This window comes from Acinetobacter sp. LUNF3 (assembly GCF_022699605.1).
Taxonomy (GTDB): Bacteria; Pseudomonadota; Gammaproteobacteria; order Pseudomonadales; family Moraxellaceae; genus Acinetobacter; species Acinetobacter johnsonii.
Map to the genome: position 1 here is coordinate 1,516,736 of NZ_CP093968.1, position 13,023 is coordinate 1,529,758.

General features: G+C 39.8%; 13 protein-coding genes and 1 pseudogene. 7 read left to right on the forward strand and 7 right to left on the reverse strand.

From position 1 onward, the window contains the following. Positions 1–77 precede the first annotated feature (77 nt). Positions 78–335, reverse strand: coding sequence for a hypothetical protein (locus MN200_RS07450; protein ID WP_058869723.1), 258 nt, complete (start codon positions 333–335; stop codon positions 78–80). Positions 336–759: 424 nt separating this feature from the next. Here MN200_RS07450 and pepN point away from each other — a divergent pair, with 424 nt between their 5' ends. After that, positions 760–3,369, forward strand: coding sequence for an aminopeptidase N (gene pepN / locus MN200_RS07455; protein WP_242760465.1), 2,610 nt, complete (start codon positions 760–762; stop codon positions 3,367–3,369). A gap of 247 nt (positions 3,370–3,616) precedes the next feature. Then, on the forward strand, positions 3,617–3,832 hold the full coding sequence (locus MN200_RS07460; RefSeq protein ID WP_004696898.1) for a hypothetical protein: 216 nt from the start codon (positions 3,617–3,619) through the stop codon (positions 3,830–3,832). 66 nt (positions 3,833–3,898) lie between these two features. Here MN200_RS07460 and MN200_RS07465 read toward each other — a convergent pair whose 3' ends face one another. Together MN200_RS07465 and MN200_RS07470 are read right to left on the reverse strand one after the other, a co-directional pair. Further along, complete coding sequence (locus MN200_RS07465; protein ID WP_004696899.1) at positions 3,899–4,342, reverse strand: universal stress protein; 444 nt, start codon at positions 4,340–4,342, stop codon at positions 3,899–3,901. Positions 4,343–4,427: 85 nt separating this feature from the next. Continuing rightward, positions 4,428–4,871, reverse strand: coding sequence for a universal stress protein (locus MN200_RS07470; protein ID WP_058869721.1), 444 nt, complete (start codon positions 4,869–4,871; stop codon positions 4,428–4,430). Between the two features lie 302 nt (positions 4,872–5,173). Here MN200_RS07470 and MN200_RS07475 point away from each other — a divergent pair, with 302 nt between their 5' ends. The 3 genes from MN200_RS07475 to MN200_RS07485 all read left to right on the forward strand — a co-directional run bounded on the left by MN200_RS07475 (position 5,174) and on the right by MN200_RS07485 (position 7,177). After that, positions 5,174–6,187, forward strand: a complete 1,014-nt coding sequence (locus MN200_RS07475; protein ID WP_058869766.1) for an alpha/beta hydrolase — start codon at positions 5,174–5,176, stop codon at positions 6,185–6,187. A gap of 82 nt (positions 6,188–6,269) precedes the next feature. After that, a complete protein-coding gene (locus tag MN200_RS07480) occupies positions 6,270–6,614 on the forward strand; it encodes an SMR family transporter (protein WP_005401176.1) in 345 nt (114 codons plus the stop codon). A gap of 5 nt (positions 6,615–6,619) precedes the next feature. After that, positions 6,620–7,177, forward strand: coding sequence for a TetR/AcrR family transcriptional regulator (locus tag MN200_RS07485; protein WP_058869720.1), 558 nt, complete (start codon positions 6,620–6,622; stop codon positions 7,175–7,177). A gap of 66 nt (positions 7,178–7,243) precedes the next feature. Here MN200_RS07485 and MN200_RS07490 read toward each other — a convergent pair whose 3' ends face one another. From MN200_RS07490 to MN200_RS07505, 4 genes are all read right to left on the reverse strand, one after another. Then, complete coding sequence (locus MN200_RS07490) at positions 7,244–8,419, reverse strand: benzoate/H(+) symporter BenE family transporter (protein ID WP_058869719.1); 1,176 nt, start codon at positions 8,417–8,419, stop codon at positions 7,244–7,246. 125 nt (positions 8,420–8,544) lie between these two features. Next, positions 8,545–9,195 (reverse strand): leucine efflux protein LeuE, encoded by a 651-nt coding sequence (leuE, locus tag MN200_RS07495; protein WP_184118365.1) that lies wholly within the window; start codon positions 9,193–9,195, stop codon positions 8,545–8,547. A 70-nt stretch (positions 9,196–9,265) separates the two neighbouring features. Continuing rightward, complete coding sequence (tal, locus tag MN200_RS07500) at positions 9,266–10,252, reverse strand: transaldolase (RefSeq protein WP_242760467.1); 987 nt, start codon at positions 10,250–10,252, stop codon at positions 9,266–9,268. Positions 10,253–10,344: 92 nt separating this feature from the next. After that, complete coding sequence (locus tag MN200_RS07505) at positions 10,345–11,232, reverse strand: LysR family transcriptional regulator (RefSeq protein ID WP_242760469.1); 888 nt, start codon at positions 11,230–11,232, stop codon at positions 10,345–10,347. A 99-nt stretch (positions 11,233–11,331) separates the two neighbouring features. On the opposite strand from MN200_RS07505, the gene aceI reads away from it, so the two are divergent. Together aceI and MN200_RS07515 are read left to right on the forward strand one after the other, a co-directional pair. Then, positions 11,332–11,757, forward strand: coding sequence for a chlorhexidine efflux PACE transporter AceI (aceI, locus tag MN200_RS07510; protein WP_004696918.1), 426 nt, complete (start codon positions 11,332–11,334; stop codon positions 11,755–11,757). 217 nt (positions 11,758–11,974) lie between these two features. Beyond that, positions 11,975–12,974 (forward strand): annotated as a pseudogene (locus tag MN200_RS07515) (OmpW family outer membrane protein). Positions 12,975–13,023: the final 49 nt, after the last annotated feature.

A 13,023-nucleotide genomic window follows, 5' to 3' on the forward strand; every position in this document is an offset into this window, starting at 1 on the left:
GATGGGTGAAGCAACGCAGTGGCGAATATAGGGCAAAAAAAATACGGCATGCACCGTATTTTTTGGACTAGTAGAATTTAAACGGGGCAAGGTAGAGAGTCATCTTCCATACCTAGTTTTTTAGCTTCAATCATGGCTTGAACTTTTTTGCTCGGCAACTTTTTAGTCCCTAGTGTGTCGTAGTGATTTAGAATGCTGCTGACATCATGTGCTTGTAAAGGCATTCCTTCACAGCTCATGAACAGGGCAATGACTTTATGATCAATTTTTGCAGCATGCATTGCTTGCAGCATTTTTATATTTTCGACGCGGACGATATGGTCTTTTAAGTACATCTCACACCTCTATTTGTTTTGCTTAAGTTTTATCATGCGCTATGCATATCTAGATACAAGCAAAAACTGTGCACAAAATGTAGCCGATTTGAAAATTAAGTTGGATATTTGAAAAGAGCTGGCTTTATATCTTATCGATGTCTTTAAGTTTCTCAGCGTTTGAATGGCGGAGAGCTAATGGCACTGTGCAAGTCTAAAGGCTGGTGCAAATATTGCTAGACAAGCACAGCACGATGAGAGGAGTTGCCTGTTTCTTATTCAATTGGTACAGCCATATGCGCGGGATACGAACAATAGAATTGAAAAGCTTGTTCAACGTGCCCATATAAATATCATTCAACATACACAGACAGCATGGCAAACTTGTCGTATGATCAAAACATACACAATATAAAGCTGTAGACCAATAGCATTAGGACATGACATGAATATTGCGGCAAATCCAATTATTGAAGCAGATCAAACCGTCTATTTAAAAGACTATCAAAAACCATCTTTTTTAGTAGACAGCATTCACCTCGATATTCAGGTCTATGATGAGCATAGCAAAGTTGATGCTGTACTGGAGCTGACGCGCCAAACTGAGGGTGATTTGGTTTTACTTGGGCGTGATTTAGAGCTGAAAAGTTTGGTGCTGAATGGTCAGCAACTCAGCCAAGAGCAATATGTGCTTGATACTGAGCAGTTGGTGATTCGTAATGCACCAAATCAGATCAAGCTTGAGACATCGGTGATCATTCATCCTGAGTCAAATACACAACTTGAAGGTTTATACCAAGCCGCATCAGATTTGTTTGTTACCCAAAATGAGCCTGAAGGATTCCGTAAAATTACCTTTTACCCAGACCGCCCTGATGTCCTTTCAGTTTTCACCACACGTGTAGAAGCCGATAAAAAATATCCAGTGCTCCTTGCTAATGGTAACTTGATTGAAGCGGGCGAGGCAGGCGAAGGTCGTCACTATACCATTTGGCAAGATCCAACCAAAAAACCAGCGTATTTGTTTGCTTGTGTGATTGGTGATTTGGCTGTTTTAAAAGACCGTTATGTGACCTCTGAAGGCCGTGATGTGGCTTTGGAAATTTATGCTGAAGAAAAAGATATTCCGAAATGTCATATTGCAATGGAAGCCTTAAAGCATTCAATGCGTTGGGATGAAGAACACTATGGTCGTCCTTATGATTTAGACAACTATATGATTGTGGCTACCAGTGCTTTCAACATGGGTGCGATGGAAAATAAAGGTCTCAACATTTTTAATACGTCATGTGTTTTGGCGGATGAAGAATATACGACAGATGCTGCGATTATGCGTGTGCAGTCGGTCATTGCCCATGAATACTTCCATAATTGGACAGGTAACCGCATTACTTGCCGTGATTGGTTCCAATTGTGTTTAAAAGAAGGCTTAACAGTTTTCCGTGATCAATCTTTCTCAGAAGATTTGCAGTCGGCTGCGGTTCAACGTATTGACGACGTTGCGGTACTCAAAGCGCATCAGTTCCCAGAAGATTCAGGCCCATTGTCTCATCCACCGCGTCCAGACCATTTTGTGGAAATCAATAACTTTTATACTGCAACGGTCTACGAAAAAGGTGCTGAAATTAACCGCATGATGGCAACCTTATTAGGTAAAGAAAAATTCCGTAAAGGAACTGATGAATACTTTGAACGCCATGATGGTCAAGCTGTGACAGTTGAAGACTGGGTAGCCGCTTTAACCGCAGGTTCAGGCGTAGATTTATCCAATTTCTTAACATGGTATAACCAATCAGGTACACCAAAGTTAGAAGCTGAAGGCCATTATGATGCTGCTGCACAAACCTATACTTTAAACTTTAAGCAAAGTTTAAAAGCACATCCTAAGTATCCGAATCTAAAAGCTGTTCCAATCCCTGTCGCTTTAGCGCTGTTCGATGCTGCAACAGGTGAGCAATTGGTTTTAAACTCAGACAGTTTATTTGAAAATGCTGTCAAAGACGGTGTGTATCTTTTCGATCAAGACCAAGCCAGCATTGTGTTTAACGGTTTAAGCATGAAACCTGTCGTGTCATTACTGCGTAATTTTTCTGCGCCCGTCAACTTAGAATTTAACTATACCGATGAAGAGTTGGCGTTCCTGATTCAATACGAAACCAATGGTTTTAACCAATGGCAAGCAACGCAAACACTGCTTGAGCGTATTTTACTCAATGGTCATGATGCGCATATTTATATTCAAGCCATTAAAAACACGCTGCCAGATCTTGTTGAACAAGATCCACTCTTGGCATCACGTTTATTTGATGTGCCAAGTGAAGGTTATTTAGGTAGTCGTATTGACACTGACTACGAACCTGCGAAGATCCAAGAACAGCGTAATGCTTTAATTGAAAAACTGGCACGTGAGTTAGGTGAGTTCTGTAAAGACACGTATTTGGCTTTAGACCCAGATTTGCAAAAAGAGTTCTCACAAGCCATGGGAGTCCGTGCGCTGAAAAACATCATGCTCAGTATGATGGCACGCCAAGGTGATGAAACCGCTTTTGAGCTGGCATATCAGCAATATGAAGCTACAGGCAATATGTCTGAGCGTTTAGGTGCATTACGTGTTTTAGTGTGGAATGATGCACCGCAAGCAGAAGCGGCTTTACGTGATTTTTATCTACGTTTTAAAGATGAGGCTTTGTCACTAGATCAGTGGTTCACACTTCAAGCGGCACATCCTTGTGCTACTACGGAAACCATTCAATACCTCACTTCTCATGTCGATTATGATTTGGGCGTACCGAACCGCATTCGTTCAGTGAGTGGTGGCTTAAATGCAAACCCAGTGAACACATGGAGTTTTGGTGTGGATCATTTCATTGGACTGGCAAAATATTTAGATGAGAAAAACCCAATAGTTGGTTCTCGTTTACTTCAAGTTTTGTCACGTTGGTACACATTGGCAGAGCCACAGCGTAGCGAAGTGAAAGCAAAGCTTGAGGCTTTAAAACCACAAGTGAAATCTAAAAATGTCAGTGAAACTTTAAGCAGTATGTTAAGTATTTAACTGATCTACGCATAAAAAACGCCAGTCAGTAGACTGGCTTTTTTTATGCGAACTGAAGAATGACAGCATGAAGAGCTCACATTGGTATTTTTATAAATAATGAACATTCATGTGAATAGTGTGAAATGAATCGCATTTTATGGGTATAATGTTATGGCATAACAGATGATTAGCTCAATATTCTGTATTTTTTTCGGCTTATGTATACAGGCTATTGGGCAGATAAACATGTAGAGTGTAAATAGATATGTTAGTTAAAATTGAAGATGGCTTTTATTTAAATACCGTTCATATTATTGCTATTCGTATTGCGAAAAGTGCTGAACTGGGAACATTTCAAGTCAATGTTGAGTATAGCCCGCATAACCATCAGGCTTCGGGTTTATTTCAAAAAACCTTTATGCAACAGTCGGCAGCAGAGCATTATTTGCAAAATTTGCATCAGCAGATTAGTAAAAGCTAATGACGTGAACGAGTTCTGCCAAACAAAAAAGACTGCTTCGGCAGTCTTTTTTGTTTAAAATAATACTTAAACTTTTACGATCAGCACAGGTATCGGAGACTGTGTGAGAACATTTTGCGCCACACTACCTAGCATCATCTTTTTAAAACCTGTTCGGCCATGTGAGCCCATCAAAATTAGGTCTGCACCGACTTCATCGGCCACATGAATAATACCTTCAGAAGGAGAGATGCCGCGAATCACTTTGGTATCCACCTCAATTTCATCGCGGTCAAATGAGAGCTTTACTTCGGCTAAACGGTCTTGAGCGACTTTTTCAGCATGTAGGAAATAGTCGGTGATGGCTGGTGCAACTTTATAGAAGTCGACACCGACAAATGGATCGACCGCAATCACACTCATGAGCGTTACACGACTATTTAAATCCTTGGCCAACTCAAGTGCTTGTTCAACAGCAGCATAAGACATCGGGGATTCATCGACGGCAACCAAAATGTGTTTGTAGCTCATTATTTTCTCCTTAAGGGTACGTCTTTTTGCGGATCATTTTGCAGTACATGCGAAATCGATTCATATAAAGACGCGTTATAGTTGATTAAGCTTTAACAATGAGAACTGGGAGCTCAGTAGACTTGAGAACATCTTGAGCAAAGCTGCCTAATAGGAATTTTTGAAAGCCTTTACGGCCATGTGAACCCATCACAATTAGGTCGTTTTTTAGTGAAGCGGCCGCTTCGACCACAGCATCTTCAGAGACTTCACCTTTGATGATTTTAGACTGTGCTGTTATACCTTGTTCTTGTGCAATTTGAACTGCATCCTGAAGGGCTTTCTCAGCATTGTTGTAGGCTTGTATGAAATAGTCTTTCATGATTGGAGAAGTATAGTAAAAATCAGCATCTTTGAGAGGGTCTTCAGCAACTAAGCTAATCAATGTGAGTTGACTGCCAAAAACTTTGGCAATTTCAGCCGCTTGCTTAACCGCAGAAAAAGAAATTTGTGAACCGTCAACAGGGACTAAAATATGTTGGTAAGCCATCAGAGGGACTCCTTTTTGTATAAGATTTAGTTCTTAATTTATTGATAACACACTGCCATTAAATGTTCAATTTTGATCGGGCTAAAAATTGAAAATTCATGAAATTTAAAGAAAATAATTCAAAAAAAAGCCGATTTACGTGTCCAAAATCTTGAGTGAAAAACTCAAGTTTCAGATTTAAAGCAATATTCTTTAAAAGATGCTTCTAGTGTTTAAATGAGGCTGAAATGAGACCTGTTTAATTATGCGATGTGATAGAGATTGTATTAGAATCATTTGAAAAAAAGGTGGGGCCGAACAGTATGATTTTTCAATCAATAATAAAAGTGCTTAGTACTGTTTTCATAATTGTGCTATTGAGCGCGTGTCAAAGTGTAGAAAAGAACACCAAACTGATTGCGGGTACATTTAACACCGCAACCAATATTCAAATGAAAATGCTAGATCGCTTTGCGCCTCCCGATGTCATCGTACACAATAATATTCCATATCAAGTTAGCCCTGAGCTGAATGTTGATATCTATCAACCCAAAAGTATTGAACAATTAAACACAGTGCCTACAGTGGTTTGGGTTCATGGCGGCGGATGGGTTTCGGGGTCAAAAGAGCATGCGCGAGGTTATTTTAAGCTTTTAGCTAATCAAGGCTTTAACGTGGTCTCGGTAGAGTATCAGTTTGCACCTGAGGCTATTTATCCCACTCAGTTACATCAAGTCGATCATGCACTGAATTTCTTACAATTGAATGCTGCTCAGTATCATATTAACCCGAACCAACTGTATTTAGCAGGAGACTCTGCTGGAGCCAATATTGCCAGTCATTATGCTGCACTTTTGACGAATCCCGCATTTGCTCAAGCATCCAATTTTAAGCCGAGCATTCAGCCGAAACAGCTTAAAGGGCTAATTTTGCATTGTGGTATTTATGACTTATATCGCTTTGTAAACACGGCTCCTGAGGAACTCAGGCTTATTGAATGGGGCGTTTATAACTTGGTACAAGCTTATACAGGGGAGCGTAAAGAGGATGCAGAGTTTTTAAAGTCAATTTCAACCAGTGAACATATTACGCCACAGTATCCACCTGTCTTTATCAGTGGAGGAAATAAAGACTTTTTAACCAAGAGCCAGTCTTTACCTTTCGTCGAGGTGTTGAAGCAGCATCAGATTGCAGTCACAGAGGCTTTCTACCCAGACTCTAAGGAGTTTTTGGTGCATGAATATCAGTTCATGATGAGCAAACAAGCCAGCCAGATCACCTTTGATCGAACCATTGATTTTATAAAACAGACCTCAATACCGACTGAAACAAAATAAAAAAGTATGCAGAAAGCCTTGTTTAGTTTTTGCTATTTTAATAACATACCGACCGATTGGTATGTTTATTGTTGAGTTTCTGATGAATCCTATATTAATGGCTTATGCTTTGCTGGCGATGGCAATTATTTCTGAAGTGATTGGTTCAACTTTTTTGGTAAAGTCGGAAGGTTTTACCAAGCTATTGCCTTCACTGGCGGTGGTAGTTTTATTTTCGTTGGCATTTTATTTATTGTCTCAAGTGATTAAAGTGATTCCATTGGGTATTGCTTATGCGATTTGGGCGGGTGTTGGTATTGTTTTAACCGCTCTGATTGGTTACTTTGTTTTCCGACAAAGTCTAGATTTTGCAGCAATGATCGGTATTGCACTGATTGTTTCTGGTGTGGTCGTAATTAACTTATTTTCAAACTCAACAGGGCATTAAGTTCGATGCAACAAGCAAGTCCACGTAAAAAGGCACCGGAACAGGTTCGCCAAAGTATTCTACAACATGCGATCTGTTTAGCTGCTGAAAAAGGCGTGACTGGGGTCTCCATACAAGCAGTGGCTGATTTGGTTGGCGTGAGTAAGGGTGGCGTTTTTCATCATTTTCCAAACAAACAAAAGCTACTAGAAGCGATGGTTGTGGAACAGCTTGAACAATTAGATCCTGTAGTCGATGAGTTGATTAGTCAAGACCGTGATCGTTATGGTTGCTTTACCCGAGCCTATATCGAGATTACTTTGGAAAAGCAGGTGCTAGGCTTGGAGCATTCTTGGTCAGCTATTTCGATGATTATGCTGACGGATCGTACCTTTAATGAGTATTGGATTGAGTGGCTAGAAAAACGTTTAGCGCGACATCAGGATACAGACAATGACTTGGAACTTAAAATTTTGCGCTATGCTGCAGATGGCATTTGGCTCACAGCATTTACTGAGGTGGAAAATCTGTCTGAGACGATGCAACTTAAGCAAGAATTGATTCAACGAAGTTATCAGCATTAATTTTTCAAGTTAGCAATATTTAACAATAAAAAAAGCACCCATCGAGGGTGCTTTTTGTATGAGGGCTTAAACTTTTTTGGCTTTAAATTTAAATATAAGCATAACTGCAAAACCAAAGAGTAGTCCCCAAAAGGCAGAGCCAATACCAAAGAACTGTACCCCAGATGCGCTGAATAAGAACGTCATGAGCGCAGCTTCACGGTCTGATACCGCTTCAAATGCAATCGCGATGTTATGACTAATCGTGCCAAACAAAGCAATACCAGCCAAGGCTGTAATAAAAATCGCAGGGAAAGACAGCAAAAGACTGGTCAGGGTGGCTGCGAATAGTCCCATTAAGATGTAGAAGAAACCGCAGCTCATGCCCGCAATATAACGTTTCGATGGATCAGGGTGAACTTGTTCATCTAAACTGACGGCAGCACTAATTGCTGCGGTATTGACACTATAACAGCCAAAGGGTGCGAGTAAGGCTTGAGCGGTACCCGTCCAACCAATCAGTTGATTGACGTGGGGGTTATAGCCATAGCTTTTAATCATGGCAATACCCGGTAAGTATTGCGATGCCATATTGATCACAAATAAAGGCAGCGCTAAACCTAAAATAGCAGACATACTAAATTCAGGCGTCATCCAAACAGGTTGCGCTAGGCTCCATGTGATTTGAGGCGTATGGAAGTCTAAGAATAAAGGGCAGAGTAACAAGCCTGCAATCACTGTAATGACAATGCAATAACGTGGAGTAAGTCGCTTAGAAACAATATAGGCCGCTAGCATGGATAAAATAAAACCCCAATGATCTTGCATACTGGCGAACAATGAAATACCAAACTTCAATAACACACCTGCCAGCATGGCACTGGTTAGGCTTTGAGGGATATACGTCAGTACTTTTTCAAAGATACCGAAAAAGCCCAAAATGGCAGTAACCAAACCACAGACCAAAAATGCGCCAATCGCTTCATGCAAACTATAACCACTGCCTGTCGCAATAATTAAGGCCAGTGCTGCCGTAGACCATGAGGTCGATACAGGATATTTAAGTTTCCAAGATAAAAGCAGGCCACTCAAACCAATACCTAGACCTAAAGCCCAGAACCATGAGTTGATTTGCGCGGTATTTGCACCTAAGACTTGGGCGGATTGAATGACCAAGACTGAAGACACACTAATGCCAATGAGGAAGGTAATAAAACCTGCGAATACAGCTGGAACTGAGAAATCTTGAAATAATTTTTGCATGAAGATCAAAACATAATTTGAATGAGTGAAAATTACTATTGTTCGAGGATCATACGCTGGTTCTTGAAAAATAAAACAGCACACTATGGATTTTTTATCGAAAATAATGAGATTATTCACGAAAATTACAGTGTAGAAAGTGCCAGTTTTAAGCCGAAGCCACAAAACAGCAGACCGACGGTCGCCACCGCAACGGCTGCAACTTTAAACTGACGATTGAAATAGCTCGCCAGCTTAATACCTGAAAAAATCAGGATACTAAGATAGGCCATACTGATGATTTGTAGAATAATGGAAAGTAAGGCAAAGCTCAGTGCTGGGTAAGCATAATTTGGGTCGACAAACTGAACAAAAAAAGACAGATAAAACAAAATAGCTTTTGGGTTTAAAAGGCTAATGGTCAGCGCTGAGCGAAAAGGATACAAGGTTTGTAAAGTGCTCTGATCTGTACTTGCTGCAAGCTGTTGTGGGCTAGAGCTCCAGGTTTTGACTCCTGCAATCAAGAGTTTTATACCTAAATATGACAGATAGAGTGCACCTACAATTTTTAATAAAATAAACAGCCAAGGAAAAGCATGTAAAAGAGATGCTGCACCCAGCACGGTACATAGAATGAGGATCAAATCGCCTGTGAAAACACCTAGTGCACCCCAGTACCCCGTCTTAATACCAAATCGTGAGGCGATAGACATCACATAAAGAGAATTTGGGCCTGGCAAAATCACAATTAGAATTGTACCGATGATATAAGTACCGATGTCGATAATACCAAACACAACGTATTCTCAATAAAAAAGCCGATGTTGCATGATAACAAAATCGGCTTTTAAAAGAAGAAAAATCAAGTTAAGCCGAAATTTCTTCATCTAAACCAAAAGACTGACGTAACAGTGTGTTCAGTTGTTGACGAGCTTTAATAAATCCATCAATCCCCCCTTGTAGCAGTTGCGTTGCCATGAGGTCATGTTCAATTTGATCTCTAAACTCAGTTTCACCGAGTGCGTTAAGTGCAGTTGTCGCTGGTGCAATATCACTTGCTGACAGTTGTGCTTTGACTTCACGCGTGTCTTGTTCAAGTGCAGCCAATAAATTAGGTGCAACAGTCAGCAGGTCACAGCCAGCTAGTCCCAACACTTGGTCAATGCTCCGGAAGCTTGCGCCCATAATTTCTGTTTTAACCCCATGTGCTTTATAGAACTGGTAAATTTGCTTCACAGAAAGTACGCCAGGGTCTTTTTCAACGGGATAGCTGTCCACGCCTTCGGCCTTTTTGTACCAATCTAAAATACGTCCAACAAAAGGTGAGATTAAAGTGACATTCGCTTCCGCACAAGCATGTGCTTGATGCACACCAAACAAAAGCGTTAAGTTGGTATGGATGCCTTCAGCTTCCAGCACTTTCGCTGCTTGAATGCCTGCCCATGTCGAAGCAATTTTAATTAAAATACGATCCTGATCTACGCCGTAGTTTTTATATAGCGCCAGCAGCTCTTTGGCTTTTTCAATGGTGGCATTGGTATCATAAGACAACGCTGCATCCACTTCTGTGGAAACACGACCTTCAATCAACTTGAGAATTTGAACACCAAATTTGACGGTAAGAATGTCGATTGTGCGTTCAATAAGTAAGTCATCTTCTAAGCCTTCAGCTTTGGCTTGAGCGAAAGCATCTTCAATTAATTCCTTATTTTCAGGTTGACTTGCAGCGGCTGTAATTAGAGATGGATTGGTGGTTGCATCGAGCGGACGAAATTGGTTAATCGCCGCTAAATCGCTACTGTCGGCAACAATGGTGGTTAAGCTTTTTAATTGGTTTAATGCGGTTTGTGTCATTGATCGTTCGTTCTTAAAGTTATTACCCGTAAATTATTTATAACACAAACTGCTTTTAACCCAAGTGGATTCGGACGTTTTAACAGCAGTTATTATACTTTTTTACGTTGATTTCGGATGTATTGGATTAAAAAACGTGCAGCTGCGCCCAATTCACTTTCACGACTCCAGACCAAGTCTACAAAATATTCAAACTTGGGGGTGAAATCCAGCAGATCTAATATTTTCAGCTGCTTTTTGAGCTGAGGGTTTTCATTTAACATTTCTAAGGGCAAAACACCCCAACCAAAGTTTTGCATGATTAAGGTGCAAGCCGAGTGATGGTTGTCTGTCCGCCAATACTGTTTGGAATAGAGCAATTCTGGCTTAATGCTTTTATCGCGACTGGCAACCACGATTTGACGACTGTGTTGGATTTGTTCAAAGCTGACTTGTGGAAATTGCGCCAGAATAAAATCTTTATTGGCGACGGGAACTAAAGTTTCAAGTTTTAATTCTACAAACTGTTCGCTGCTTTCCAGTTGCTCACGTTCAAACATCAGCGCCAGTTGTGCTGTGCCGTTGAGTAACATTTTCTGTGCATCTTCTTGAGGTGCAGAAAAAATATTAATTTGTAGGCTGGGAAATTCGGCTTCTAATATCGCGATGTAGTCGATCCATTGCATATGCAGCAATTCAGATACCACTACGATGTTGAGCGAGGACTCCAAACCGTGGCTTAGGGCATAGGCATGCTGTTTCCATTGATTCATTTCGGTCAGCAGTTGCTCGGTCTTTTCGTACAAAGTCATGGCTTGTGCTGTTGCTATGGGCTCACGTCCTTCACGTAAAAAGAGTTGTAAATTTAAGTCTATTTCCAAGTTAGCAATTGACATACTCACGGCCGATGGTACTTTACTCAACTTGCGTGCAGCAGCTGAAAATGAGCCTGACTCAATGACGGTTTTAAAAATAATCAGTTGCTCTTGATTGATATTCATAATTTTCTATCTTTCAATTTTATTGAAAGAACCTAACTCGATTAATCAATATTATAAAAATAAACTAGCCAACATCCAATCATGAAAGAGTAATTAAAAATGTTGATTTCCAAAAGAAGGATTATTCATGCGCTCAGCTATGAAATCATCCTATTGGTGATCATTGCTGTTGCCTTAAGTTTCATATTCCATATGCCTTTAGAAGTCACCGGTGTACTCGGTATTGCCATGGCTGTCACTTCGGTCATATGGAATATGGTGTTTAACCATTTTTTTGAAAAGTTTGAAGCGAAAAGAAAGCTAAAAAGAACCATCGGCGTACGTGTTCTTCACGCGATTGGTTTTGAAGGTGGTTTGATGCTTGCAACCATCCCAATGGTCGCATATGCAATGCAAATGAGTATTTGGCAAGCTATCGTACTCGACTTTAGCTTAACCATGTGTATTTTGGTTTATACCTTTATCTTCCAGTGGTGTTATGACTGCCTAGAAGAACAGTTAGGTTACAAACCAAAATATCATTAATAATTAATTAAAAAATCCATTAATTAGTCATAAAGGCCTTATCTGATAAAGTAAGGCCTTTATTGATATCAAATACTTTATATTTTAACAAAAGATAAAAATTGATCACAATTTGATCATATAAGTAACTCTATTTATTACATAACTTCTAAATATAAAAACAAAGAAGTGTTTTTATAAAACTAAATAAAAAATATATCGTACAAGGAGTTAGACGATGAAAATAGGCGCTTTAGTTGTATCTATAGCTTTACTGAGTGTTACACAGTCAGGCTTTTCAGCTACAGGTGGAAGTTCTAAACGGTTTTCTGTTTCTGCGGGATGGTTACATGCTATGCCTCAAGGAAAGGCCAATCCATTTAATATTTCGACTCCAATTGCAAATGGTAAGAATGCAAATATTGGATCGGTCTCATTAAATGCTGTTGTTAATTCAATTGATCCTTCGGATGTAAATGCAGATACCATGAAAAGTATTCTTAATATGCTTGGAGATATGTATAAAGAAAATCCGAACGAACCTGAATTGAGCCAGTTGTTTGAGTTAAAAAATGTGAATGTCACAGATGAGGTCTATTTAAAAGATGCTTTGTCAGGTAGTGCAGACTTATACGGTTTAGAATAATGGACAGCAGGGGGAGTGGCCTTGAAGTTCAAGATGCAGATACGCTCGGTTTAATGATGAATTATTATGTAAATGATAATGTTTCATTACAGCTGATTGGAGGAATACCGCCAAAAGTCGATATTAAAGGAAAAGGAGAAATATTAGCGCCTATGTCAGGTATAGGTCATACAGGTATAGGTCTTGATTTGCCTTTAGCACAAGATATTCCAATTACAAATTTAGGAAGTAAGTCTAAAGTTGCGACAGTCCGTGCTTGGACTCCTGCATTTGAAGCACAATATCAGTTTGGTCAGTCTGGGATAAATAAATTCCGCCCATATGTTGGCTTAGGCATCATGTATGCACATTTTGGTAGCATTATGTAAAAGTAAAATCTGAAGATGCCTTTGCTCCAATCGTAAGTCTTGGCGCAACATATGACATAACTTCTAATTGGTACGGCGTGGCGTCTGTTTCATATTCAAAATTAAATAATAAAACGACGATTGATGTTATAGATAGAAATACAGGAAATCGTTTAATTCATTCTTCTACTAAAATCGATATCGATCCTTTAATTACTTACCTTGGTGTAGGTTATCGTTTTTAATCTAATCAGCGAAGAAGCATTTAGGAATGCTTTTTCTAACCATAATGTT